The organism is Actinoplanes sp. NPDC051388 (assembly GCF_055586225.1).
In genome coordinates this window covers 1-24,210 of record NZ_JBVJIP010000005.1, presented here as the reverse complement: position 1 = coordinate 24,210, position 24,210 = coordinate 1, and the positions used below count along the sequence as shown (strand labels likewise).

Sequence of the window (24,210 nt, the reverse complement as noted above, 5' to 3'; positions counted from 1 at the left end):
CGAGTTACAGCTTCATTCTTGACAGGTGTGATTGCCGCCACCTACGTTCGACCGTACGCCGACTGAAACATTTCAACAATAACCGGGAGGTGGCCTGTGGCGGGGACGGAGCCCGTGCTCGAGGTCCGCGACGTGACCAAGTCCTTCGGGGCGGTGGCCGCGGTCCAGGGCGTCAGCTTTCCCCTGCTCGCGGGCGAGGTGCACGCGCTGATCGGCGAGAACGGCGCGGGCAAGTCGACCATCGTCAAGATGCTCGCCGGGGTGCACCGGCCGGACACCGGCACGCTGCGGGTGAACGGCGCGGACGTGGACTTCGCCGGGCCGGGCGACGCCAAGGCGGCCGGCATCGCGGTGATCTATCAGGAGCCGACGCTCTTCCCAGACCTCTCGGTGGCCGAGAACATCGCGATGGGCAACCAGCCACTGACGAAGCTGCGGCAGATCGATCGCAAGGCGATGGCCGCGGCCGCCGCGCAGCTCTTCAAGCGGCTCGGCGTGCAGCTCGACCCGGCCCGCCCGGCCCGCGGCCTGTCCATCGCCGACCAGCAGATCGTGGAGATCGCCAAGGCGCTGTCCAGTGAGGCCCGGATCCTGGTGATGGACGAGCCGACCGCGGCGCTCAGCGGCGTCGAGGTGGAGCGGCTCTTCTCGGTGGTGCGATCGCTGCGCGACGAGGGCGCCGCGATCATGTTCATCTCGCACCGGTTCGAGGAGGTCACCGCGCTCTGCCAGCGCGTCACCATCATGCGCGACGGCAGGCACGTGTGCACCGAGCCGGTCGCCGACCTCACCGTCGACGACATGATCCGCCGGATGGTCGGCCGGGATCTGAGCGCCCTCTTCCCCAAGCAGGAGGTGCCGGCCGGGGACGTGGTGCTCGAGGTGTCCGGACTGTCCCGGGCGGGCGTCTTCAAGGACATCACCTTCTCGGTACGCGCCGGCGAGATCGTCGCGCTGGCCGGCCTGGTCGGCTCCGGCCGCTCCGAGGTGATGCAGGCGGTGTTCGGCGTGGACCCGTACGACTCGGGGTCGGTGACCTTCCTGGGCCGGCGACTGAAGGCGGGCTCACCCCGCGCGGCGATGGCGGCAGGCATGGCGCTGGTCCCCGAGGACCGCCGCCAGCAGGGCCTGGTGATGGAGCTGTCGATCGAGCGCAACGTGACGCTCCCCCGCGCCCGCAAGCTCTCCCGGCTGGGCCTGCTGTGGAGCGCCACCGAGCGCGCCGAGGCCTTCAAGTGGACCCAGCGGCTGCAGACCAAGCTGGGCCGGCTCACCGACGCGGTGGGCACGCTGTCCGGCGGCAACCAGCAGAAGGTGGTGCTGGCCAAGTGGCTGGCCACCGAGCCCAAGCTGCTGATCGTGGACGAGCCGACCCGCGGCATCGACGTCGGCACCAAGGCCGAGGTGCACCGGCTGATGTCGTCGCTGGCCGCCGACGGGATGGCCGTGGTGATGGTGTCGTCCGAACTGCCGGAGGTGCTCGGCATGGCCGACCGCGTGATCGTCCTGCGCGAGGGCCATGTGGCCGCCTCGCTCTCCCGAGCCGAGGCCACCGAGGAGTCGGTCATGTACGCGGCAATGGGCCAGCAGGTGACGGCATGAGCGCGATGGCTTCCGTGACCCCCGGCTTCCGGAGCATCTTCAAGGCCCGCGAGCTCGGCATCGTGCTCGCGCTCGTCGCGCTGGTCGCCTACACGACGATCGGCAATCCGCGCTTCCTGTCCGGGCAGAGCGTCCGGGACATCCTGCTGAACACCGCGATCCTGGCGGTGATGGCGGCCGGCCAGGCGGTCGTGGTGATCACCCGCAACATCGACCTGTCGGTCGGCTCGGTGCTCGGCCTGAGCGCCTTCGCGGTGGCCACCATGATGAGCGCCAACCCGGACCTGCCGATAATCGTCGCGCTGCTGGCCGGCCTGGGTGTCGGCGCGGTCTGCGGCCTGGTGAACGGCGTGCTGGTCCGCTACGGCCGGGTGCCCGCGCTGGTGGTCACGCTGGGCACGCTCTACATCTTCCGCGGCATCGCGTTCTCCTGGGCCGGCGGCTCGCAGGTGAACGCGGACGAGCTGCCGCCGCACTTCCTGAGCTTCGCCAACGAGAGCCTGCTCGGCGTCCCCTGGCTGGTGCTGATCGCGCTGATCGTGGTCGGCGGGGTGTCGCTGATGATGCGCAACTACCGGATCGGCCGCGAGCTCTACGCGATGGGCTCCAGCCCGCCCGCCGCCGAACTGGCCGGCATCAAGGTGGCCCGCAACCTGCTCGGCGCGTTCCTGCTCAGCGGCGCGCTGGCCGGCCTGGCCGGAGTGCTGTTCGCGGCCCGGTTCGGCACGGTCGACGCGGCGGCCGGCACCGGCTACGAACTCAACGTCGTAGCGGCCGTGGTGGTCGGCGGGGTGGCGGTCTTCGGCGGCAGCGGCACGGTGTGGGGCGCGGGACTCGGCGCCCTGCTGCTCACCGTGATCGGCAGCGCCCTGGCCGTGCTGGACATCAACCAGTTCTGGCAGCAGGCCATCGTCGGCGCCCTGATCGTCCTCGCCATCGGCGCGGACCGGCTGGTGGCCGTGCGGATCGCCCGCTCGCTGCGGAAGAGGGACTCCCATGTCTGACCTGAGACGGTGGATCGGCTGGGACACGATCATCATCGCGCTCACCGTGCTGGTGCTGGTCATCGCGTCGTTCAGCGTGGAGAACTTCGGCACCAGCCGGAACTTCACCTTCCTGGTCCTCGACCTGCTGCCGATCGCGCTGGTCGCACTGCCGATGACGTTCATCATCGTGACCGGCGAGATCGACCTGTCGGTGGCCAGCACACTCGGGCTGACCAGCGCGATCATGGGCCTGCTCTGGAACAACGGGCTGAGCATCGAGACGATCATCCCGCTCTGCGTGGTGCTCGGCGCGATCCTGGGCGCGCTCAACGGCTTCCTGGTCACCGGCCTCGGCCTGCCCTCGCTGGCGGTCACGATCGGCACCCTGGCGCTCTATCGCGGGCTCGCCTTCGTGGTCCTCGGCGACGGCGCGGTCGCCGACTTCCCGTCCGTCTACACCGGCTGGGTCACCGGAACCATCGGGGACGGCGCCATCCCCAACGTGCTCGTCATCCTGGTCGTCCTGGCGATCATCTTCGGCGTCGTCCTGCACGCCACCCCGTTCGGCCGCTCGCTCTACGCGATCGGCGCGAACGCCCAGGCCGCCCATTTCTCCGGCATCCGGGTGGCCCGGACCAAATTCTGGCTGTACGTGCTCAGCGGCGCGGTCGCCGGCCTGGCCGGTGTCCTCTGGACGCTGCGCTATTCGAGCGCCCGTGCCGACAACGGCGCCGGGCTCGAACTGGCCGTCGTCGCGGCCGTGCTGCTCGGCGGCGTCTCCATCTTCGGCGGCAAGGGCACCCTGCCCGGCGTGCTGGCCGGCGTGGTGCTGCTCGCCGCGCTGCAAAATGCGCTGCGCCTGGAGGACGTCTCCGGCGAGGCGCTCAACATCGTCACCGGCGTCCTGCTGGTGGGCTCGGTCCTGCTCCCCAACATCGTCACCTCGATCCGCTCCACCTGGCAGCGCCGCCGGCTCCGACAAGCGGCGTCCGCTGCGCAATAACGCACCACCCCTCCTCTCACCCACGCATCACAGTCAGTCGGGAGCCACCATGGTCGTTCTTTCCCGCCGCCTCCTGGCCGCGGCAGCCACCTCCGTAGTTCTGCTCGGGGTCGCTGCCTGCGGCGGCACCACGCAGGAGAACTCCACCGACACCGCAACCGGCGCGTCCACCGGCGCCAGCGCCGACCCGGGCGCGAAGCTCAAGGAGGGCGTCAAGATGGCCTTCCTGCCCAAGCAGCTGAACAACCCGTACACGGACGTCGAGGTGGGCGGCGGCAAGGTCGCGATCGACGAGCTCAAGGGCGAGTACAAGCTGGTCGGTCCCAACGATGCGGCCGCCTCGTCCCAGGTGTCCTACATCAACACGCTGATCCAGCAGCAGCAGGACGTGATCGCGATCGCGGCCAACGACCCGAACGCGGTCTGCCCGTCGCTGAAGCAGGCCAAGGCGGCGAACATCAAGATCGTCGGCTTCGACTCGGACGCCTCGAAGGACTGCCGGGACGTCTTCATCAACCAGGCCACCACCCAGGGCATCGGCGAGAGCCTGGTGAAGATGGCCAGCGACCTGGCCGGCGGCGAGGGCGAGATCGCGATCCTGTCCGCCACCCCGAACGCCACGAACCAGAACGCCTGGATCGAGGTCGTGAAGACCGAGCTCGCGAAGCCGGAGAACAGCAAGCTCAAGCTGGTCAAGACCGCCTACGGCAACGACGACGACCAGAAGTCGTTCCAGGAGGCGCAGGGCCTGCTGCAGTCGTACCCGAATCTGAAGGTGATCGTCTCGCCGACCACGGTCGGCATCGCGGCGGCGAGCCGCTACGTGAGCAGCTCGAGCTACAAGGGCAAGGTCGCGGTCACCGGGCTGGGCCTGCCGAACCAGATGCGGGAGTACGTGAAGGACGGCACCGTGAAGGTGTTCGCGCTGTGGAACCCGGCGGACATCGGCTATCTGGCGGCGTACGCCGGGGTGGCTCTGTCCTCCGGGCAGATCACCGGCGCCGAGGGTGAGAAGTTCACCGCCGGCAAGCTCGGCGAATACACCATCGGCAAGGACGGCGAGATCGTGCTCGGCCCGCCGACCGAGTTCAAGGCCGACAACATCGACCAGTTCAACTTCTAAGAAGAACCGTATGCGCTACTGCTTCCAACTCCAGGTCCGGCCGGACCGGCTCGAGGAGTACGTGGAGCGGCACCAGGCCGTGTGGCCCGAGATGCAGGACGCACTTCGGGCCACCGGCTGGCGCAACTACTCCCTGTTCCTGCGCTCCGACGGGCTCCTGGTGGGCTACGTCGAGTCCGACGACCTCGAGGCGTCCCAGGCCGCAATGGCGCGGACCGAGGTGAACGCCCGCTGGCAGGCCGAGATGGCGGAGTTCTTCACCGGCATCGACGGCCGCCCACCGGACGAGGGCTTCACCTTGCTCACCGAGGTGTTCCATCTCGACGACGACACAGAAGGTATGTGATCTGCCATGGCTGACCTCGCCGCGGTCAAGCGCGCGCTGACCGCCCAGCGCATCGAGACCCCGTCCTGGGCGTTCGGCAACTCCGGCACCCGGTTCAAGGTCTTCGCCCAGGCCGGCGTGCCGCGCTCGCCGCAGGAGAAGATCGCCGACGCCGCGGTCGTGCACCAGCACACCGGGGTCGCCCCGACGGTCGCGCTGCACATCCCGTGGGACAAGGTGGACGACTACGCGGCGCTGTCCGAATATGCCGCCGAGCGCGGGGTCAAGCTGGGCGCGATCAACACCAACGTCTTCCAGGACGACGACTACAAGCTGGGCTCGGTCACCAACCCCGACCCGGGGATCCGGCGCAAGGCCACCGACCACCTGCTCGAAGCGGTGGACATCATGGACGCCACCGGCTCCCGCGATCTCAAGCTGTGGTTCTCCGACGGCCTCAACTACCCGGGACAGGACGACCTGCGCAACCGGCAGGACCGGCTGCACGCCGCCCTGCAGGAGGCGTATGACCGGCTCACCGGCGACCAGCGGATCCTGCTCGAGTACAAGCTCTTCGAGCCGGCCTTCTACGCCACCGACGTGCCGGACTGGGGCACGTCCTATGCGCACTGCATCGAGCTCGGCGAGCGGGCCACCGTCTGCATCGACACCGGCCACCACGCGCCGGGCACCAACATCGAGTTCATCGTCGCGTTCCTGCTGCGGCAGAAGAAGCTCGGCGCGTTCGACTTCAACAGCCGGTTCTATGCCGACGACGACCTGATGGCCGGCGCCGCGGACCCGTTCCAGCTGTTCCGCATCATGTACGAGATCGTCCGCGGCGACGCGCTGAACCCGGCCTACGGCATCAACTTCATGCTCGACCAGTGCCACAACATCGAGGCGAAGATCCCGGCGATCATCCGGTCGGTGATGAACATCCAGGAGGCGACCGCCAAGGCGCTGCTGGTCGACCGGGACGCGCTGACCAAGGCGCAGAACGACGGCGACGTGCTGGAGGCGAACTCGGTGCTGATGGACGCCTACAACACGGACGTGCGCCCGCTGCTCGGCGAGGTGCGCGCGGACGCCGGCCTGGACCCGAACCCGATCGCGGCCTACCGGCGCAGCGGATATCAGGAGCAGATCGTCGCGGACCGGGTCGGCGGCCGGCAGGCCGGCTGGGGCGCCTGAGTCAGTCCCGGGCGGCGCCGCTCCGGCGGGCGTCGGCGATCAGGCGGTCCAGGCCCTTGAGGACGTCGTTGCCGGCCTGGGAGGCGGTGGAGACCTGGCGGGTGATCTCGGAGAGCACCGCGGCCTGTTCCTCGACCGAGGTGGCGATCGCCACCTGCACCTCGCTGATCTCGTTGACCGCCGCGGTGGTCGACGCGAAGCCGCTGGCCGCCGCCTCGGTCTGACCGGTGATCGCGTCGATCACGCCGTTCACCTTGCTGGCCGAGGTGGCCGTCTCGTTGGCCAGTTGCTTCACCTCGCTGGCCACCACCGCGAAGCCCTTGCCCATCTCGCCGGCCCGGGCGGCCTCGATGGTGGCGTTCAGCGACAGCAGGTTGGTCTGCCCGGCGAGCTGTGCGATCAGCGAGTTGACCTCGGCGATCTCGGTGACCGAGCTCTGCAGGCCGACCATCCGCTCGGTGGCGCCGTCGGCCACCTCACGGCCGGACGCCGCGATGCCGGCCGCCTGGCTGGACCGTCGCGCGATGTCCTGCACCGCGGCGGAGAGGCCGGACAGCTCGCGGTCGACGGCGGCGACCGCGTCGATCGCCGCGCGCACGTCCTCGGCGACCTCCGCGGTCTGCCGGACCAGCCGCGCCGACTCGTCCACCGCCTTCGACGCGCGGGCCTGCTCGGCTTCCATCTCGCGGGCCTTCGCGGCGCGGTCCACCTCGTCGCGCTCGCGGCGGGCCGCCTGGGCCTCCTCGGCCAGCTGCTCACCCTCGCGCTCGGCCTGCTCGGCGAAGTGCCAGAGGACCAGGATTCCGGCCGCCTCGAGCACCAGGGCGCCGGCGTGGATCGCGACCATCACCAGCGCGTCCTCGTGGTGCATCCCCATGCCGAACACGCGACTGGGCGCGACCAGCCCGACGACCGCGTGATGCACCACCACGATGGCCAGCGCCCACACCAGCGGCGCCCACCGCTGGTAGAGCGCGACGAAGACCAGGATGGCGTAGAGGTGCAGGTGCGCGTCGATGCGTCCGCCGGACAGCTCGATGAAGACGAACGTGGAGGCGATCAGCCCGACGCTGGCCACCGTCGAGCGGGCGACCTGGCCGACCGCGAAGGGACTGTAGCCCGCGATGACCGCGATCAGGGCGGAGAACACCAACGTCTCGGTGAGCGGCCGGGGTCCGGCCAGGCCGACCAGCAGCAACGCCGGTGGATGGCACCAGAGCAGCCGCAGCACGACCCGGTGCCGGGCCGCCCAGGACTCGTCGGAGAGCCGGACGCCACGCGGCAGACGTTGCACGAGAGTCGTCACCTACTCCCCATCGGCAACCCCGCGGATTTGCTGAATCTTCGCCGTTCCGCCGCCACCGCCACGATCGGCGTGCTAGGCGCTATGCCCCGGCCGGCTTGCGGGTCAGCAGGGTGACGGTCAGGCCCGGCACGGACTTCTTGTCGGTGACCGCGAAGTCCTGGCCGAGGATGGCGGCCGCGGCCGGGGCCAGGCCGTCCCACGGCGCCTTCCGGCCGGCCGGGGCGATCAGCCAGAGCCGTTTGCTGCCGGAGAGACAGGGCGCGGCATCCGGGCACTCCAGCGCCTGATAGGCCCCGAGCTGCGCGGCGGGCCGGGCCAGCAGCACGTCCTTGGGCGCGGTCGCGCCGGCGGCGGCGAGCCGGGCGGCCGGGTCGTTGTAGACGATGCCGTCGCCCGGCTTCGCCTTCTCCCGCACCCAGGTCAGGGCGGCGGCGAGGGAAACGGCCGGGCCCTGCCGCACCGCACGCTGGTCGTCGACCGCCAGATAGGCCGTCCCGGGCAGCACCACGGCGGCGCTGAGCAGCCACAGCGCGCCGTGCGGCTTGGTGCCGAGCGGACGGAAGAGATAAACCGTCGCGCCGCCGGCCAGCACGGCGACCGCGGGCAGCACGAACAGCACGCCGCCCGCGGTCCCGGACCACAGCAGAGCGGCCGGCACGGGCAGCACGGCCCAGGCCAGCAGCAGGCCGGCGCCCTGCCGGTGCCGGCGCCACAGCAGCAGCGCGCCGAGCAGGGCCAGGGCGATCAGGGCGTAGCCGAGGCGGGCGCCGAGGAACACGTCGCCGGGCAGCTCCGGCGCGGGGCCGGCCAGCCAGGACGGAAGCGGGTGCTGGTCGGCGAAGAGGACCGGCAACGGAAGCACGATCAGGGTCGCGGCGCCGGCCGCACCGGCGAAGCGCCACCGGCGGGCCTCGTCGCCGGGCCGGGTGGCCAGCCACACCCCGATCGCGTGCGGCGCCAGCAGCGCCATGGCGGGCGCCGCGAGCAGCCCGGTCAGCGCCAGCGTCAGCACGTAGGGCGACCACCGCCACCAGGTCGGGCGGTCCACCGCGCGCAGCAGGAAGTAGGTGGCCAGCGTGGCGCACATGGTCACCAGGGCGGCCGGGCGGGCCTCCTGGGCGTACCGGGTGATCGACGGGGTGAGCGCGAGCAGAAGACCCGCGACGACCCCCGCGGGGGTGCTGATCAGGCGGCGGCCGATCAGGGCGGTGACCGCGGCGGTGACGGCCATCGCCACGATGCCGGGCAGGCGCAGCATCAGCGCCGAGTCGCCGGCCACCGCCGACCAGGCGTGCATCGCCGCGAGGTAGCACCCGTTCGCCAGGTCGGTGTGGGTGAGCAGGCGCCAGAGCTCGGGCCAGGACAGCCCGGCCGCGTGCACGGTGGCGAACTCGGCCGGGCTCAGCTCGCGGTCGCCGGCGCCGTACCCCGTCACCCCGGCCACCACCAGCGCGGGCAGCAACGCCAGGAAGGCGGTGGCCGGCGACCGCTCCCCCGCCCGGCGATGGCTGATCGGCTCGGGCCGGAACGTCTGCACGTCCCGCGGCGGGGTGACGGTGGCGGTCATCGGACCGTGAAGCCGAAGACCTTGGCCTCGGCGCCCTTGCGCATCGCCGCGAGCGCCGCCGAGTCCTGGTCGATCTTCCAGCGGGCCGAGCCGTTCTGGTTGAAGTAGATGAAGCCGAGCATGTCGTCGTCGTCCTTGACGCCGGCCGCCAGCTCGCGGATCCAGATCGGCCGGTTGGCGCCCGGCTCGGCGCCGGTCTCGACGATCAGGAACGGCTTGTCGGTGAACGTGCGGACCTGCTTCTTGGTCGGCCCGAACAGCCCCGCGTAGGTGGTCTTGCCGCCGTGCGTGAAGTAGCCGTCGATGCCGATCCAGTCCACGTACTTGTCGCCGGGGTAGAGCGGCTTGAGCTTGACCTTGGGCACCGGGTTGACCACGTTCGGCGTCCAGACCCAGATCACGTTGGTGGCGCCGGCCTTGCGGAACAGGTCGTGAATGTGCCGCCAGGCCGCGACGAAGTCGGCCGCCTTGTTGCCCCTGGTGCCCCAGGAATACCAGTGCCCGTTCATCTCGTGCGCGAAGGTCAGCACGATCGGCACGTTGACCGTGCGGACGGCGGTCGCGAACCGGCTGATGTACGCGTCCTGCTTGCCGGCCGCGATGTCCTTGAGCTTGGGCTTGAACGGCTCCCACCGGATCACCGGCAGCGCGCCGCCCTTATATGCCTCCCGCGCCTGCCCGGCGGCGAACTCGTCGTCGAAGCTCTCGAAGACGGTCAGCAGGTTGGGCTGCTTGCCCACCTTCTCCTCATACGCCGCCACCGAGTCCGGCGCGGTCGGCGAGCCACCGAGCGCCACCCCGAAGTACTTGCCCGACGGCGCGGCCAGATGCGACACGTCGAAGGCGGGGGCGGGCGGCGCGGCGGTCGCCACTGCGGGCGCCCCGCCCGGGCCCGGGGCCTGGGCCAGCGCGGCCGGTCCGAGCTGGATGTCCCGGGCGATGCTGAACTCGACGACCGCGAGGGACAGCATCACCGCCCCCGCGATCAGGTGCTTCGTCTTCACGCCGGCAGAACCTCGGAACGGTCCTTGTCGGGGTCGATCAGCAGCGCCTGCGCCACGATCGTCAGGAAGAACATGCCGGTCAGGAAGAGCGGCGTGTAGGTCAGCGCGTCCTTGGTGACCATCCGGAACGCGGCGCCGCCGACCCAGAGCAGCGCGGTGCCGCCGGTCCAGAACCGCATCGCGATCCAGAGCCGCCGGGTCTTGCTCTTCTTCTTGGTGCCGCCGGTCGGCTGCCAGCCCATCCGGCGGCCGCGCAGGATGTCCCACACGGCGAAGAAGTGCGACCAGCCGTAGATCATCTTGACCGTGAAGCTGTCCAGGCCGTAACGGCACTTGTGCCAGAGCGGGAACAGCACCAGGTTGTAGATCACGCTGGGGATGATCAGCAGGTAGTTGGCCAGGCCCACGTTCTGCGGGAAGACCAGCAGCATGATCAGCGGCACCACCGGCGCGAACACCGCGAACACCGCGGTGTGCAGGTAGTAGCAGAAGCCGGAGATGTAGCTCAGCCGGGCACGCGGTCGCAGCTTCATCTGCCAGAACTTCTTCGACCCGAGCAGGCTCATCGACCCGGCGCACCAGCGATATTGCTGGGTGAAGAACGAGTCGACGTCGGCCGGGCAGACGCCGGCCGCCAGCGCGACCGGGATGTAGCGCAGCCGCCAGCCGGCCCGGCGCAGGTCGAAGCCGGTGTGCACGTCCTCGGAGTGGTCGATCAGCGTGTTGCCGCCGATCTCGGCCAGCGCCTGACGCTTGTACATCGCGCAGCTGCCGACGCAGATGGCCGCCTCGTGGTTGTTCCGCGACACCTGCACCGAGCGGTAGAAGAGCTCCTGCACCGCGCCCGCGCCACGCTCCAGCCAGCCCTGGCCGGGGTGCACCCGGAAGAACTGCGGCGACTGCACGATGCCCAGATCGGGTTCCTGGTCGAAGTACGGCAGCATCTCCTCGATCATGTCGATGCGCGGGGCGAAGTCGGCGTCCAGCACCAGGATGTAGTCACTCATCGAGCGCTCGAACGCATATCGCATGTTGCCGGCCTTCTTGTACCACCCCCGGTTCGGCCGCCGCTGGTAGACGAAGCCGAAGCGCAGCGCCATCCGCTCGAGCACCGCGTCGGAGGAGTCGTCGAGCACGTAGACGTCGACCGGCCCGGGATAGGACTTGGCCATCTGGCGGACCGATTCCCAGGTGTTCTGCAGCACGAACGGCGCCTCGCCGCAGACCGGCAGGAACACGTCCACCGACGGCCAGCGCTCCGGCTGCCACGCCTTGACCAGCCGCTTGTGCGCCTGTATGTCGAAGCCGCGGGTGAAGCCGTTGACCACCAGCGAGATCAGGTAGTAAACGACCGTGAAGGCGGTCAGCGGGACCAGCGCGAGCAGCCACGGCGCGGTGCGGATGAAGCTGGCCTGGCTGATCAGCAGGCAGCCGAAGCTGACCAGCGACGCCAGGGTGATCGGGGCCAGGCGGCGCTTCGCGTAGAGGTATTTCTCGCCGTCGGTGGGCGGCAACGGGACCGGGGCATAGGTGGGCCGGGCGGGGCCGGAGCCACCGCGGCGCTGCAACGGCACCCGCCAGGAATCGGGCACGCCCAGAACGGCGGTCTCGCTCGGTGCCGGCCCATCAGGTGTGACGACCCCCGTCGGCGGCACTCGTCGCCTCCCCGTTCCTGCGCCGGGGCCACCCGGAACCGCGGCGGCCGTGAATGTAGTTCGTGTCGACAGGGGATCGTCCAAGATGCCTGACATGCCTGTCAACCCGGCTTCGAGTTCGAGGAATTCACATGTTTCGGTCAGGAAAACTTTGTTCAAACACTGAACCGGTCCTCGTGGCTCGACGTAGTCCTGCCCTCACCCCGTGCTGCCCGCAGACCTTGTGCACATCGGACCATCGGTATTGACTTGTCGCTATGCGATGGAATCGCGTCACCGCGGGTTTCTGCGCACTACTTCTGCTCTCGATCACCGGTTGCGGATCGGACCAGCCCGATTCGGCCGGCGGGCTGGAAAAGGACTCGCTGACGGTCGCTTCATTGCCGTTGCTCGATGCGGCGGCGCTGCACATCGCGCAGGAGCGCAAGCTCTTCGCGGCCGAGGGCCTCACCGTGCGGATCCAGCCCGTGGCGCAGAGCTTGGCCGCGCTGCCGGCCCTCAAGAACGGTCAACTCGACGTGATCGCGGGCGCCAACTACGTGACCTTCCTGCAGGCCCACCAGCAGGGCACCCTGAAATTGCGGATCCTCGCCGGCGGGGCCGCGGTGGCACCGGAATTCATGCGGGTGGTGGTGCGCGGGGATTCGCCGATCAAGACCATCGCGGATCTCTCCGGCCGGACCGTCGCGGTCAACATCCTGAACAACATCCAATCGCTCACGCTGAACGAGATTCTCCGCGCGAACGGCGTGGATCCGGCCACGATCAAATACCGCGCGGTGCCATTTCCGCTGATGGACAAGGCGCTGGCGAATGGTGATGTGGACGCGGTGCACACCGCCGAGCCGTTCGGCACGGTGATCCAGCAGAAGGTGTCCGGGCGGATGGTTCTGGACGCCGGTAGGCCACCGATGACCGGACTTCCGGTCAGCGGTTACATCGGGACTGAGGACTTCGTCACGAAGTACCCGAAGACAGCGGCCGCGTTCCAGCGTGCGATCACCAAGGCACAGGCGGTAGCGGCCGGGGATCGGGGTGCGGTCGAGCGGGTGCTGCCTTCGTACGCCAAGGTGGACGCCGCCGTCGCCGGCACGCTGAGCCTGCCCGCGTACCCGACGAAGTCCGATCCCGCTGCCCTGCAGCGGCTCGCGGACCTGATGGCCGCGCAGGGTCTGCTGAAGAGCCCGATCGATGTCCAGACCGTGCTCTTCACCGGATGAGGCGGGGTCTGATCGGCGTCGCGGCCGTGGTCGCGGCCAGCCAGCTTCTCGCGGTGACGGGGGCGATCCCGCGCGAGTTCCTGCCGCCCGCCTCGGAGGTGCTGTTCCGGGCGGTGCGGCTGGCCGGCGACCCGCTCTTCCTGGCCGGCGTCGGCGCGACGATCCGGGCCTGGGCGACCGGCGTGGCCTTCGCGGTGCTCCTCGGCGTGGCGCTCGGCCTGCTGCTCGGCGGCGTGCCGGCGATCGGCGACGCGCTGCGGCCGGTGCTCGAGTTCCTCCGGCCGATCCCGTCGGTGGCGCTGATCCCGCTGGTCAGCCTGATCCTCGGCGCCGGACTGGGCACCGAGGTGACGCTGATCGTCTACGCGGCGATCTGGCCGGTGCTGTTCAACACGGTCTACGGCCTGCGCGAGGTCGACCCGGTGCCGCGCCAGACGCTGCGCGTCTTCGGCTTCGGCCGGGCCGAGGTGATGTGGCGGGTCTCGCTGCCGGCCGCCGCGCCGTTCATCGCCACCGGCGTACGCCTGGCCGCCGCCATCGGGCTCATCCTCGCCGTGGGCACCGAGATCCTGGCCGGGTTCGGCGACGGGCTGGGCGTGTTCATCGCGCAGGCCCAGCAGGCCGTCGAGGGCACCACCGACGTGCTGGCCGGCACCGTCTGGGCGGGCACGCTGGGCCTGCTGATCAACGCCGTGCTGGTGCGGGGCGAGAGGAGGTTCCTCGGATGGCACGGGCGCTGAGGATCCTGGTGCCCGCCGCCCTGGCGCTGCTCTGGGAGCTCGCCGCCCGGGCCGCCGCGGACGTCTTCTTCCCGCCGCCGACCGCGATCCTGGCCCGGATGCACGAGCTGTGGTTCTCCGGCCCGGCCACCCGCCTCTTCCTGACCCCGGAGGCGACCGGCAACATCCTGCCGAGCCTGGGCCGGATGGCCGCCGGGCTGGCCGCCGCCGCGGTCGCCGGGGTGGTGCTCGGGCTGGCGCTGGGCCGCTCCGAGCGGGTGCTCGCCTATCTCGATCCGCTGCTGCAGTTCGCCCGGGCGATCCCGCCGCCCACCATGGTGCCGGTCTTCATCGTGCTGCTGCACCTGGGCACGGCGATGCAGATCGTGTCGATCGCGGTCAGCGCGGTCTGGCCGATCCTGCTGAACACCGCGGACGGCGCCCGCTCGGTGGATCCGGTGCAGGCCGCCACCGCGCGGGTCTTCCGGCTCTCCGCGGCCGACCGGTTGACCCGGGTGATCATTCCGTCGGCGCTGCCCAAGGTCTTCGCCGGGCTGCGGCTCAGCCTGTCGCTGGCGCTGATCCTGATGGTCTTCTCCGAGCTGCTGCCGGGCACCGCGAACGGGATCGGCTTCCAGCTCACCGACGCGCAGAGCCGGTCCGACCTGCCCACCGTGTGGTCCGCGATCGTGCTGCTCGGCATCCTGGGATATCTGCTCAACACGCTGCTGCTGACCGTGGAACGTGCCGCCCTGCGAAACCGAGGTTCCTGACATGCCCACCGTTCGGGACGCCGTCTTCGACTTCTTCCGGCAGGTCGGCGTGGACACCGTGTTCGGCAACCCCGGGTCGACCGAGATCCGGATGCTGCGCGACTGGCCGCCGGACTTCACGTACGTGCTGGGGCTGCAGGAGTCGGTGGTGGTGGGGATGGCGGCCGGGCACGCGATCGGGTCGGGCCGCGCCGGGGTGGCGAACCTGCACTCGGCCGGCGGAGTGGGACACGGGCTGGGCGCGGTGTTCAACGCCTTCCGGGACCGGGTGCCGCTGCTGGTCATCGCCGGCCAGCAGACCCGGGCGATGCTGCCCACGCGCCCGTTCCTGTCGGCGGACGAGCCGGCCACGTTCCCCCGCCCCTATGTGAAGTGGAGCAGCCAGCCGGACCGCGCCGAGGACGTGCCCGCCGCGGTCGCCGAGGCCTACCGGATGGCCATGACGCATCCGCGCGGCCCGGTCTTCCTCTCCGTGCCGGAGGACGACTGGGACCGGCCGGCGGCGCTGATCCGCGCCCGCCCCCAGCTCGGCGCCTTCACCGCGGGCCCGGCGGCGCTGGCCGAGGTGGCCAGCGCGCTCACCGGCGCCCGCCGGCCGGCGCTGGTGATCGGCGCCGGGGTGGACGCCGAGGGCGCCGGGGAGGCCGCGGTGGAACTCGCCGAGCGGGTCTCCGCGGCGGTCTGGATCACGCCGATGTCGGCCCGGTCCGGCTTCCCCGAGGACCACCGCCTGTTCCAGGGCTTCCTGCCGCCGGTGCGCGACCAGATCGTCCGGCTGCTCGACGGGCACGACGTGGTGGTGTCGGCCGGCGGCACGATCTTCAAGCACCACGTGCACACCGAGGGGGACTACCTGCCGGCCGGGACGCGGTTGTTCCAGCTGGACTGCGACCCGCTGGAGGCGGCCTGGGCGCCGGCCGGGACGACCGTGCTCAGCACCGTGCGGGAGGGCCTGACCGTGCTGCTGGACCTGGTGGAGAAGCGCTATCGCCCGGAGCCGCCACCGCGGGCGCGGCCCGATCCGGCGCCCCGCGACGACCCGATGAGCGCCGCGTTCGTGATCGACACGCTGCGCGCCGTGACGCCCGCGGGCGCCGTGGTGGTCGAGGAGATCCCCAGCCACCGCGACGAGTTCCACGCGCGCTTCCCGATCACCCGGCCGGGCGGATTCCTGACCACCGGCAGCGGCGCGCTGGGCTGGGGACTGCCGCTGGCCGTCGGGCGGGCGCTGGCCGGTCGCGAACGGGTGGTCTGCGTGGTCGGCGACGGCTCGGCGATGTATGCCATCCAGGCGATCTGGACCGCCGTGCGATATCGGGCGCCGGTCACCTTCGTGGTGCTGAACAACCGGGGTTACGAGGCGGTGCGGCAGCTCGGGCGGCGGCTCGGCGCGACCGACCTGGTCGGCACGGACATCCATCGGCTCGACTTCTCCGGGCTGGCGATCGGCATGGGCTGTTTCGCCACCCGGGTGCCGGACGCGTCCAAGTTGGAGGGTGCGCTGTCGCACGGGGTGACCGCGGACGGGCCGTTCCTGGTGGAGGTGCCGGTCGCCCGGTCCGAGGCGGCGATGTACGGCGAAGGCGACTGAGCGGCGTGCTGGAGATCAACGGCTTCGGTCACGCGTACGGCGGGCATGCGGTCCTGAAAGCCGTTGACCTGACCGTGGCGCGCGGTGAGCTGGTCAGCATCGTCGGCCCCTCGGGCTGCGGAAAGTCCACGCTGCTGCGCTGCGTCGCCGGGCTGACCGCCCCGGCCGAGGGCCGCATCCTGATCGACGGCGCCCCGGTGGCCGGCGTCCCGGAGGGCCTGGCCGTGGTCTTCCAGGAGTACGGCCGCTCCCTGCTCCCCTGGCTCACGGTCCGCGACAACGTGGCGCTGCCGCTGCGCCGCCGCGGTGGCACCAGGGCGTCCCGCCGCGCGGAGGCGATGGCCGCGCTGGAGGAGGTCGGCCTGGCGGCGTCCGCACTGAAACGCCCGTGGCAGCTCTCCGGCGGCATGCAGCAGCGGGTGTCGATCGCGCGGGCGCTGGCCTACCGCCCGTCGCTGCTGCTGATGGACGAGCCGTTCGGTTCGGTGGACGCGCAGACCCGCGAGGATCTGGAGGATCTGCTGCTGTCGGTGCGCGGGCCGGGGATGACGATCCTGTTCGTCACGCACGACATCGACGAGAGCGTGTATGTGGGCGATCGGGTGGTGGTGCTCGGCGGCGCGCCGGCGACGGTGGTGGCCGATCTGGCGGTGCGGTTGCCGGTGCGCGGCGAGCAGATCGCGACCCGCGAGCAGCCGGAGTTCGTCGCGCTGCGCGCGGAGGTCGGCCGCCGCGTCCGCGGCCGCGCCGCGTGAGGCTGTTGCGCATGTGTGTGCAGAACGGCTCTGCGCACAAATACGCAACGGGCCCGGGCCCAGGGATGGGCTCAGCTGTCCGGTGGGCGCTCGATCTCGAGATGCGCGTCGGTCCCGGCGGTGAGCGGCCGGCGCTCGGTGACGACCCGGCGCCGAGCTCGTCGGAGAGCGAGGCGCGCGCCGCGTCCGGAAGCTTCATCGCGGTGGCGACCACGGTCACCTCGTCGTAGCCGGCCCGCGGCTGCTCGGCTTCTTCGTGCCGCGGGCTGGGCGCGACTATCTCGCCGTGGAGCGCGCCACCCGTGCCGAAGATCGCCGCGATCGGCAGGCCGTCCCGGGCCTCGATGAGGGCTGCGACGTCGTCGGGGAAACGTGTGATGTCGATGCCGGAAGTATAGAAATCGGCCGCCGGCGGTGCGTATAGGTGTGCAGAGGGTCTCTGCACACCTATACGCAACACCTCAGGCGTAGAAGCGCTGGATGCTCTGGGCCACGCAGACCGGCTTGGCCGAGCCCTCGGCCTCGATCGTCAGGTCGAGCACCGCCTGCACGCCGCCCTGCACCGGCTCGACGGAGGCCACCGTGCCGAGCATCCGGATCCGCGACCCGACCGGCACCGGCGCCGGGAAGCGCACCCGGTTGAGCCCGTAGTTGACGCCCATCGAGATGCCCGTGATCTGCAGCAACTGCCCGAGCAGCGGGATCACCAGCGACAGCGTCAGGAAGCCGTGCGCAATGGTGCCGCCGAACGGGCCGGCCTTCGCGCGCTCCACGTCGAGGTGGATCCACTGGTGGTCGTCGGTGGCGTCGGCGAACTGGCCGACCCGCTCCTGGGTCACGGTCAGCCACTCGGTGGCGCCCAGGTCCTTGCCGGCCAGGGCGGTGATGCCCTCGATGCCGTCCGCGACGGTCGTCATCCGGAGTCCTCTCTGTTCGTGGTCCGCCGTGGCCCGGCGGAGTGCTGCCCTCAGCAGTTTGCCTAGCTCCGCGCCCATCGCAAAGGCCGGATCCGGATTCGCCGAATACGCACACGTCGATGGCGTGGCGTTGCTGCCGGACGAAGTACAGTTCGCGGGTGGATGTCGTCTGGCCCGCGGCCGGGACCGTGCTGTCGCTGCGTTACAGGCTGACCGATCAGCTCACCACCGGCGGCATGTCGCAGATCTGGCAGGCCGACGACGAGCTGCTCGACCGGGCGGTCGCGATCAAGCTGTCCACCCTCTCCGCGGCCGTCGTGCAGCAGGCGTTCACCGAGGCCAGGACCGCTGCGCGGCTGTCACACCCGCACATCGCGGCGGTGCACGACTATGGCGAGACCAAGCGGCCGGACGGCACGATCGCGCCGTTCGTGGTGATGGAGCTGCTGCACGGCTCGTCCCTGGCGGCCCGGATCGCCGACGGCCCGCTGGGCTGGGCCGAGGCCGCGCGGATCGGCGCGCAGGTGGCCGACGGGCTGGCCGCCGCGCACGCCCAGCGGGTGGTGCACCGCGACGTCAAGCCGGGCAACGTGATGCTGACGCCGACCGGCGCGAAGATCCTCGACTTCGGGATCAGCGCGGTGTTCGGCGCCCCGGACGACGACGACACCGGGGCCACCTTCGGCACCCCGGCCTATGTGGCGCCCGAGCGCCTGGACGGGAAGCCGGCCGAGCCCGCCACCGACGTGTACGGCCTGGGCGTGGTCCTGTTCGAGATGGTGACCGGGGATCCGCCCTATCCGGTGGACACCTGGGAGGAGCTGACCGCCGCCCGGGCCGCCGGGCCGTCGGTGCTGCCGCCGGAAACGCCGCCCGCCTTCCGCGCGCTGGTCGAGCGCTGCCTCGCCGACTCCCCCGACGAGCGGCCCGAAGCCGCCGAGCTGCGCGCCGGCCTGACCGCGCTGGCCGGCGAGCCGGTGTCCGCCCCGCCCCCGCCGAGGTCCTTCACGGCCGGCCGGGCGGAGGCGCACACCGTGGCGATGCAGCACTCGCCGAAACGGTCGATCGGCCGGGTCGCCACGATCGTCCTGCTGCTCGCCGTCGCCGGTGTCGCCGTGCTGATCGGCTCCTGGGCGGAGGACGAATCTCCGTCACCGCCGGTGTCCGCCCCATCGGCTCCGGCATCCGATCCGACCCCGTCACCAACTGAGAAGACCGCGGAGCCCACACCAAAAGTCGAGCCGACCATCGGCGTCGACGAGGCGGTGGGCCGTGTGACCGCCGAGGTCGAGGCCGGGCAGGCGGCCGGGCGGATCCGCGACGACGTGGCCCTCGACCTGCTCAACCTGGTGCGCGAGCTCGAGCGGGCCGCGCCGGACGAGATCCCGGCCCGGGTGGACCAGCTGCGGCAGAAGGTGCGGGCCCGGGTCGGCGAGGGCGCGGACGCCATCGACCGCGACCAGGCCGCCGTGCTGCAGACCCGCCTGGACGAGCTGGGCCGTGCGTCCGGCGCCTGATCAGGTGGAACCGCGAACGACGAGGCGGGTGCTGAGCACCACCTCGTTCGAGTCCACCGGCTCGCCGTCGATCTTGGCGAGCAGCAGCCGGACCATCTCCTGGCCCATCTCCTCGATCGGCTGGTGCACGCTGGTCAGCGGCGGCTCGGTGTGCCGGGCGATGACCGAGTCGTCGAAGCCGATCAGCGCCACGTCCTGAGGCACCTGCAGCCCGCGTGCGCGCAGCACCCGCATCGCGCCGGCGGCCATCATGTCGGAGGCGGCGAAGACCGCGTCCATGCCCGGGTGGTGGTCGAGCAGCCAGGCCATCGCGGCGGCGCCGCTCTCCTCGCTGAAGTCGCCGATCGCCACCGGGCCGGTCGGGCCCATCACGTCGCGGTAGCCCTCCAGCCGGGCCACGCCGGGCGCCATGTCGAGCGGACCGGCGATCGCGGCGATCCGGCGGCGGCCCTGCCGCCACAGGTGCTCCACCGCGTCCCGCGCGCCGCCGCGGTTGTCCGCGTCCACCGAGCACTGCTCGCCGATCGGCGTGACCGGCCGCCCGGCCCGCACGGTGGCGACGCCACGCTCCTCGAGCCGGGCCGGCAGGTCGTCGCCGTGCAGCGAGAGCAGCAGTGCGCCGTCCACGTGCTGGCGGGTCAGGAAGCCGTCCACCCGGCGCCGCTCCTCGCCCGACTGCGCGATCATCAGCAGCAGTTGCAGGTTGCGGCCGACCAGCGCCGACGAGATCGACTGCACGATGCGGCCGAAGAACGGCTCGGCGAAAAACCGCTGGCCGGACTCGAAGATGACCAGCGCGATCGAGTCGGTGCGCTGGGTGACCAGCGTCCGGGCGGCTCGGTTCGGCACGTAACCCAACTCCGCGATCGCGCTCTCCACCGCCCGCCGCGCCTCCGGGCTGACCTTCTCCGAGCCGTTCACCACGCGGGACACGGTGCCGCGGCCGACGCCGGCCCGGGTCGCGACCTGATCCAGCGTCGGACGCCCGGTCGAGCGGCTCCGCTCAGCCCTCATCGAAACTCAGCCCTGATCGAAGCGGCCCTGATCGAAGCTCAGCCCTCATCGATCCGTTCCCCACCCCTGTCGCCGGCCCTCACTGCGAGGTCACATCCGACACAAGCTACATCCACCGCGCTCGTGGGCGGGGCAGGCAGGGCCTGTCAGGGCAGGCCCCGCGGCACGGGCGGGCTCGGCCGTGCCGCGGGGGTTCATGGGTGCGTCAGCCCGGCATGCACATCAGGTTGTCCACGCTCGCCGGCGCGGCGCCGTTGGCGAGGAAGCCGACCTTGACCGAGCCACCGGGTGGAATGGTGCTCGTCCAGGCCTCCGGCGACAGCATCACCATCGAGCCCGACGTGGAGTGTTTCCCGTTCCACGACTGGGTGATGGCCTGCGTGCCGGGGAAGGTGAAGTGCACCATCCAGTTGCTCACCGGGGTGGTCGGCGCACCCACGGTCATCTCGCCCTGGAAGCCACCGCCCCACGAGCTCACCACGCGGTAGCCGGCCACGCAGGTGCTGCCGGTGGGCGGCGGGTCGGTCGGGTCGGTCGGGTCCGGGTCCGGCGGCGGTACGGTGCCGTCGCCGACGCCGGTGACCTCACCGTTGCCACCGTCGAAGACCACGTCCGAGCAGCCGTAGAAGGTCTCCTGGCTGTCCGAGCGCGACCACACCGAGTAGATCAGGTGCTTGCCGCTCTTGCCGGACGGCAGGTTCGCGGTCCACGAGTAGCGGCCGTCGTCGGTGCCCGGTCCGCCGATCGACGTCGGGTTGACCACCTGGGAGAACGGCGTGGGCTCGAGGTCGTTCCAGGCCAGCGCCCGGGTCGGGCTCCACGAGTCCTTGGTGATGTAGAGCGAGAAGGTGCCCGGGTGCTTGGCCCAGTTGTTGTAGTCGAAGCGCATGCTGGCGCCCGCCGTCAGGTGGGTCTGCGGCCAGTCGTTGCGGGCCAGGTTGAAGCCGGTGAAGTTGTACGGCCCACCGGTCCCCCCGCTGCACAGCTGGCCGTCCGGGAGGAAGCCGTTGACCCGGCCCGCCCCGTCCGAGCGCAGCACGGCGAACCAGTTGTAGAGCGAGCCGGCGCCGCTCTGGGCCACCGCGGCCGCGCAGGCCGGGTTCTGCGGGATGATCTGCCCGGTGTCGCTCAGGCCGTCTTGCCAGCACAGGTAGGTGCGGCTGCCGGGCGCCATCATCGCGCCGTGCGCCTGTGCGGTGCCGGGCAGGGCCAGGGTTCCCGCGGTCGCCGCGAGGACGGCGGCGGCCGCGATCGCGGCCCATCGTCTCAGTTTCATCACTTGCCTCCGGTGCGGTCGGCGTAAAGGATTCCGCGGCCATTGGTGCCGAGGTAGACGCGGCCGTAGATGCGCGGGTCGCCGGCCAGGGCCTCGCCCGCGTTGCCGTACTGATGGGTGTCGTCGTTGATGCGCACCCAGGTGGCGCCGGTGTCGTCGGAACGGAAGACACCGTCCACGCCGCCGACGGTGCCCACCAGGAAGACGGCCGGGTGGGTGGCGCCGGGCGCCGCCTTGCCGAAGGCGACGTTGACGGCGGCGTCGACCCCGGCCACCCTGGTGACCGTGACGCCGCTGTCGGTGGAGCGGAAGAGCCCGGAGTCGCCGGCCAGCCAGACGTTGCCGGTGTTGCCGGGCACGGTACGCAGCGCACGGGCGTCCACTGTGGCGGATCCGGCGAACGTGGCGCCGCCGTCCGTGCTGACGTACAGGCGGCCCGCGGCGTATCCGAAGAAGGTCCTGGGGTTGACGCGGTCGGCCTCGACCTTGGCGCCGGCCGGGATGCCAGCGGACGCGGACCACGAGCCGCCGCGTGAGGTGGAGTAGTGCACGCCCGGGCCGGACGGCGCCCAGACGATCGAGGAGGCGTCGGCGGAGATCGCGATCGAGCCGCCGCCGGTGACGCCGCCGGGTTCCTGTCCGGCATACCAGGTGCGGCCGCCGTCGGTGGAGATGCCGACGTGCGACCCGGTGCCGTTGCCGGCCCGGACGAACACCGACGGGTTGAGCTCGGCGAAGTCGATGCCGGTGTTGCTGCCCAGGTTCGGGGTGTCGTGGAAGAACTCCGGCACCACCTGGAGATCGGCGTGATAGAAACCGCCGATGTCGCCCAGGGCGCTGACCAGCGGCGCTCCGGTCGGCGGCGCGGCCAGGTCGAGCACCGCGGTCTCCTCCAGACCCTTGGCGAGCGGCCGGATGGTGAACGTGGTGTCGCGGTCCCAGTTGGTCAGCTCCGTGGTCGCATAGACCGTGGCGCCGGTGCCGTAGAGCATCCGGTCCGAGTCGAACGGGTCGATCTCCACCGACTCGTTCATCCAGCCCAGCTTCGGCGACGATTCGGGCGGCTGGGGGTTGTTGTTGAAGTCCAGCCACCGGTTCGCCGAGATGTCCATGGTGTAGCGCCGGGTGGTGTTCGGATAGCCGGCGTAGTCCCAGATCCGGGTCCAGGTGGCGCCGCTGTCGGTGCTGCGGAAGAAGATCGCGTCCGGCCACCAGGAGATCTGGGTGGCGACGATCAGCGTGCCCGGGTGCTGCCGGTCCAGGGTCAGGCCGGAGTAGCCGAAGTAGGTGTCGTTCAGCGGCACCGGGCTGACGTCGGTCCAGACGCCGCTCCGGGTGTCGAACCGGTGCACCTGGCCCTTGCCGCCGTCGTACGGCCCGCCGGTGTCGCTGGTGGCGATGAAGAGCTGATGGTTGACCGAGTCCAGCACGCCCTTGTGGGCGAGGTGACCGGTCGGCTGCCCGGGGATCCGCGCCCAGGTGGCGCCGCCGTCCGGCGAGCGGTAGACCGGGCTGTTCTTGTCCGCCACCCCGACGTAGACGTCGCGCGTGACGTCGTCGAAGGTCACCCAGGTCAGGCCCTGGTTCTGGCTCAGGTAGCCGTTCGGGTCGGACGGGTCCTGCACGTAGTCGCCCGGGTTCGGGAACGCGGTCACCCGGGCCCAGGTCGCGCCGAAGTCGGTGCTGCGCCAGAGCCCGTTGCCGCCCTCGGCCGCGAAGTAGACGTTGCGGTTGTCGTGCGGGTCGACCGCCAGCCGCTCGCCCATGCCACGACCGGGCATGTTGCCGCCGTTCTTGAACGGCAGCGGGCTGACCTGCCAGGTGGCGCCGCGGTCCGCGGACCGCAGGATGGCGCCGTTGTTCGGGTCCCAGCTGTTGGTGTACATGCCGGCCGCGGCGTAGACCCGGTTCGGGTCGACCGGGTCGGTGGCGATGCTGAGCACGCCGTTGAAGCCCCAGTTCCGCTGCCCCACCCAGTCCAGCAGCGGCGTCCAGTTCTGCCCGGCCTGGTTCCAGCGATAGGCGCCGCCGATGTCGGTCCGGGCATAGATCAAGTTCTTTTCCGTACGGTTGAACACGATGCCGGGCACGAAGCCGCCGCCGTCGATGCGGACGTTCTGCCAGTGGTAGCCCTCGGCGGCACGGATGTCGGCCGCGGCGGGCGCCGACCCGGCGTGGGAGAGCGTGCCGACCAACGTGAGCACGGCGACGAGGGCGGGTATTCGGGGGCGGCGCACGGGGATCCTCTCCTGGCACGTCGGGGGTAACGTTCCTAGACATTGACGTTCATCGAGTGGGAGCGCTCCCATGACGATGGTCCCCGGACATTTGGTTGTCAAGAGCCGGAAACAAATGCCCCGCCATCCGGCATTGGCCGACACCTATGTTTCCAGCATGTTGACAAGACCCCGGGCATATCGGTAGACAAGTCGCCATCCGTCGATGTGGGAGCGCTCCCGACCATCGATGGAGGAACATCCGTGACTCGCTTCCGACGCGTCGGCCTGCTCTTGTCCGGAGCAGCGCTGACTGCGGCGGGGGGGGGGGGGGGGGGCCCCCCCCCCCCCCCCCCCCCCCCCCCCCCCCCCGCCCCCCCACCCAGACAAAAAACCCACCTCCCCCCCTCACCCCACCCCCCCCCCCCCGAGCCCCCCCCCACCCCC

At 71.0% G+C, this 24,210-nt stretch carries 21 protein-coding genes; 13 read left to right on the top strand and 8 right to left on the bottom strand.

All coding sequences use genetic code 11. The annotated features are described in order from the left end of the window. Nucleotides 1-96 precede the first annotated feature (96 nt). Genes ACZ6TI_RS14330 through rhaI form a run of 6 tightly spaced genes read left to right on the top strand, consistent with a single transcriptional unit; the run spans nucleotide 97 to nucleotide 6,233 of the window. Nucleotides 97-1,602 (top strand): sugar ABC transporter ATP-binding protein, encoded by a 1,506-nt coding sequence (locus ACZ6TI_RS14330; RefSeq protein ID WP_465345480.1) that lies wholly within the window; start codon nucleotides 97-99, stop codon nucleotides 1,600-1,602. Next, the gene (locus ACZ6TI_RS14325) at nucleotides 1,599-2,606 is read left to right on the top strand and encodes an ABC transporter permease (protein WP_465345479.1); all 1,008 of its coding nucleotides are present in this window, start codon (nucleotides 1,599-1,601) and stop codon (nucleotides 2,604-2,606) included. The genes ACZ6TI_RS14330 and ACZ6TI_RS14325 overlap by 4 nt, the downstream gene beginning before the upstream one ends. Next, the gene (locus ACZ6TI_RS14320; RefSeq protein ID WP_465345478.1) at nucleotides 2,599-3,591 is read left to right on the top strand and encodes an ABC transporter permease; all 993 of its coding nucleotides are present in this window, start codon (nucleotides 2,599-2,601) and stop codon (nucleotides 3,589-3,591) included. The genes ACZ6TI_RS14325 and ACZ6TI_RS14320 overlap by 8 nt, the downstream gene beginning before the upstream one ends. Nucleotides 3,592-3,640: 49 nt before the next feature. Further along, nucleotides 3,641-4,714, top strand: coding sequence for a rhamnose ABC transporter substrate-binding protein (gene rhaS / locus ACZ6TI_RS14315; protein WP_465345477.1), 1,074 nt, complete (start codon nucleotides 3,641-3,643; stop codon nucleotides 4,712-4,714). Between the two features lie 10 nt (nucleotides 4,715-4,724). Next, nucleotides 4,725-5,060: an L-rhamnose mutarotase gene (locus ACZ6TI_RS14310; RefSeq protein WP_465345476.1), complete on the top strand. Its 336-nt coding sequence runs from the start codon at nucleotides 4,725-4,727 to the stop codon at nucleotides 5,058-5,060. 6 nt (nucleotides 5,061-5,066) lie between these two features. Continuing rightward, nucleotides 5,067-6,233: an L-rhamnose isomerase gene (gene rhaI, locus ACZ6TI_RS14305; protein ID WP_465345475.1), complete on the top strand. Its 1,167-nt coding sequence runs from the start codon at nucleotides 5,067-5,069 to the stop codon at nucleotides 6,231-6,233. Between the two features lies 1 nt (nucleotide 6,234). Here the strand turns inward: rhaI and ACZ6TI_RS14300 are convergent, their stop codons facing one another. From ACZ6TI_RS14300 to ACZ6TI_RS14285, 4 genes are all read right to left on the bottom strand, one after another. Beyond that, a complete protein-coding gene (locus tag ACZ6TI_RS14300; protein ID WP_465345474.1) occupies nucleotides 6,235-7,539 on the bottom strand; it encodes a methyl-accepting chemotaxis protein in 1,305 nt (434 codons plus the stop codon). A 79-nt stretch (nucleotides 7,540-7,618) separates the two neighbouring features. After that, nucleotides 7,619-9,106, bottom strand: coding sequence for a glycosyltransferase family 39 protein (locus tag ACZ6TI_RS14295; RefSeq protein ID WP_465345473.1), 1,488 nt, complete (start codon nucleotides 9,104-9,106; stop codon nucleotides 7,619-7,621). Further along, on the bottom strand, nucleotides 9,103-10,110 hold the full coding sequence (locus ACZ6TI_RS14290; RefSeq protein WP_465345472.1) for a glycoside hydrolase family 26 protein: 1,008 nt from the start codon (nucleotides 10,108-10,110) through the stop codon (nucleotides 9,103-9,105). The genes ACZ6TI_RS14295 and ACZ6TI_RS14290 overlap by 4 nt, the downstream gene beginning before the upstream one ends. Beyond that, nucleotides 10,107-11,702, bottom strand: a complete 1,596-nt coding sequence (locus ACZ6TI_RS14285; protein ID WP_465345471.1) for a glycosyltransferase family 2 protein — start codon at nucleotides 11,700-11,702, stop codon at nucleotides 10,107-10,109. The genes ACZ6TI_RS14290 and ACZ6TI_RS14285 overlap by 4 nt, the downstream gene beginning before the upstream one ends. 320 nt (nucleotides 11,703-12,022) lie before the next feature. On the opposite strand from ACZ6TI_RS14285, the gene ACZ6TI_RS14280 reads away from it, so the two are divergent. The 6 genes from ACZ6TI_RS14280 (at nucleotide 12,023) to ACZ6TI_RS14255 (ending at nucleotide 17,053) form a co-directional block, all read left to right on the top strand. Beyond that, nucleotides 12,023-12,985, top strand: a complete 963-nt coding sequence (locus ACZ6TI_RS14280) for an ABC transporter substrate-binding protein (protein WP_465345470.1) — start codon at nucleotides 12,023-12,025, stop codon at nucleotides 12,983-12,985. Continuing rightward, nucleotides 12,982-13,725, top strand: coding sequence for an ABC transporter permease (locus ACZ6TI_RS14275; RefSeq protein ID WP_465345469.1), 744 nt, complete (start codon nucleotides 12,982-12,984; stop codon nucleotides 13,723-13,725). Before ACZ6TI_RS14280 ends, ACZ6TI_RS14275 begins: the two co-directional genes overlap by 4 nt. Then, nucleotides 13,710-14,477: an ABC transporter permease gene (locus tag ACZ6TI_RS14270; RefSeq protein ID WP_465345468.1), complete on the top strand. Its 768-nt coding sequence runs from the start codon at nucleotides 13,710-13,712 to the stop codon at nucleotides 14,475-14,477. Before ACZ6TI_RS14275 ends, ACZ6TI_RS14270 begins: the two co-directional genes overlap by 16 nt. A gap of 1 nt (nucleotide 14,478) precedes the next feature. Next, entirely contained in the window at nucleotides 14,479-16,068 is a 1,590-nt protein-coding gene (gene mdlC / locus ACZ6TI_RS14265; RefSeq protein WP_465345467.1) for a benzoylformate decarboxylase, read from the top strand. 5 nt (nucleotides 16,069-16,073) lie between these two features. Continuing rightward, the gene (locus ACZ6TI_RS14260; RefSeq protein ID WP_465345466.1) at nucleotides 16,074-16,823 is read left to right on the top strand and encodes an ABC transporter ATP-binding protein; all 750 of its coding nucleotides are present in this window, start codon (nucleotides 16,074-16,076) and stop codon (nucleotides 16,821-16,823) included. Between the two features lie 101 nt (nucleotides 16,824-16,924). Beyond that, nucleotides 16,925-17,053, top strand: coding sequence for a hypothetical protein (locus ACZ6TI_RS14255; RefSeq protein WP_465345465.1), 129 nt, complete (start codon nucleotides 16,925-16,927; stop codon nucleotides 17,051-17,053). Nucleotides 17,054-17,284: 231 nt separating this feature from the next. Here ACZ6TI_RS14255 and ACZ6TI_RS14250 read toward each other — a convergent pair whose 3' ends face one another. Then, the gene (locus ACZ6TI_RS14250) at nucleotides 17,285-17,740 is read right to left on the bottom strand and encodes a MaoC family dehydratase (RefSeq protein ID WP_465345464.1); all 456 of its coding nucleotides are present in this window, start codon (nucleotides 17,738-17,740) and stop codon (nucleotides 17,285-17,287) included. Between the two features lie 158 nt (nucleotides 17,741-17,898). On the opposite strand from ACZ6TI_RS14250, the gene ACZ6TI_RS14245 reads away from it, so the two are divergent. Then, nucleotides 17,899-19,257 (top strand): serine/threonine-protein kinase, encoded by a 1,359-nt coding sequence (locus ACZ6TI_RS14245; RefSeq protein WP_465345463.1) that lies wholly within the window; start codon nucleotides 17,899-17,901, stop codon nucleotides 19,255-19,257. Here the strand turns inward: ACZ6TI_RS14245 and ACZ6TI_RS14240 are convergent, their stop codons facing one another. The 3 genes from ACZ6TI_RS14240 to ACZ6TI_RS14230 form a co-directional block, all read right to left on the bottom strand. Further along, nucleotides 19,258-20,271: a LacI family DNA-binding transcriptional regulator gene (locus tag ACZ6TI_RS14240; protein WP_465345462.1), complete on the bottom strand. Its 1,014-nt coding sequence runs from the start codon at nucleotides 20,269-20,271 to the stop codon at nucleotides 19,258-19,260. It abuts the gene before it with no gap. Nucleotides 20,272-20,476: 205 nt separating this feature from the next. After that, complete coding sequence (locus ACZ6TI_RS14235) at nucleotides 20,477-21,547, bottom strand: lytic polysaccharide monooxygenase auxiliary activity family 9 protein (protein WP_465345461.1); 1,071 nt, start codon at nucleotides 21,545-21,547, stop codon at nucleotides 20,477-20,479. Then, the gene (locus tag ACZ6TI_RS14230; protein ID WP_465345460.1) at nucleotides 21,547-23,751 is read right to left on the bottom strand and encodes a xyloglucanase; all 2,205 of its coding nucleotides are present in this window, start codon (nucleotides 23,749-23,751) and stop codon (nucleotides 21,547-21,549) included. Before ACZ6TI_RS14230 ends, ACZ6TI_RS14235 begins: the two co-directional genes overlap by 1 nt. Between the last annotated feature and the right edge of the window lie 459 nt (nucleotides 23,752-24,210).

Bases quoted from the DNA above. Each gene is read 5' to 3' on its own strand.
- ACZ6TI_RS14280 (WP_465345470.1), top strand. From the start codon at position 12,023: ATGCGATGGAATCGCGTCACCGCGGGTTTCTGCGCACTACTTCTGCTC.
- ACZ6TI_RS14240 (WP_465345462.1), bottom strand. From the start codon at position 20,271: ATGAGGGCTGAGCGGAGCCGCTCGACCGGGCGTCCGACGCTGGATCAG.
- ACZ6TI_RS14310 (WP_465345476.1), top strand. From the start codon at position 4,725: ATGCGCTACTGCTTCCAACTCCAGGTCCGGCCGGACCGGCTCGAGGAG.
- ACZ6TI_RS14235 (WP_465345461.1), bottom strand. From the start codon at position 21,547: ATGAAACTGAGACGATGGGCCGCGATCGCGGCCGCCGCCGTCCTCGCG.
- rhaS (WP_465345477.1), top strand. From the start codon at position 3,641: ATGGTCGTTCTTTCCCGCCGCCTCCTGGCCGCGGCAGCCACCTCCGTA.
- ACZ6TI_RS14255 (WP_465345465.1), top strand. From the start codon at position 16,925: ATGCGCGTCGGTCCCGGCGGTGAGCGGCCGGCGCTCGGTGACGACCCG.
- ACZ6TI_RS14270 (WP_465345468.1), top strand. From the start codon at position 13,710: ATGGCACGGGCGCTGAGGATCCTGGTGCCCGCCGCCCTGGCGCTGCTC.
- ACZ6TI_RS14275 (WP_465345469.1), top strand. From the start codon at position 12,982: ATGAGGCGGGGTCTGATCGGCGTCGCGGCCGTGGTCGCGGCCAGCCAG.
- ACZ6TI_RS14320 (WP_465345478.1), top strand. From the start codon at position 2,599: ATGTCTGACCTGAGACGGTGGATCGGCTGGGACACGATCATCATCGCG.
- rhaI (WP_465345475.1), top strand. From the start codon at position 5,067: ATGGCTGACCTCGCCGCGGTCAAGCGCGCGCTGACCGCCCAGCGCATC.
- ACZ6TI_RS14295 (WP_465345473.1), bottom strand. From the start codon at position 9,106: ATGACCGCCACCGTCACCCCGCCGCGGGACGTGCAGACGTTCCGGCCC.
- mdlC (WP_465345467.1), top strand. From the start codon at position 14,479: ATGCCCACCGTTCGGGACGCCGTCTTCGACTTCTTCCGGCAGGTCGGC.
- ACZ6TI_RS14250 (WP_465345464.1), bottom strand. From the start codon at position 17,740: ATGACGACCGTCGCGGACGGCATCGAGGGCATCACCGCCCTGGCCGGC.
- ACZ6TI_RS14325 (WP_465345479.1), top strand. From the start codon at position 1,599: ATGAGCGCGATGGCTTCCGTGACCCCCGGCTTCCGGAGCATCTTCAAG.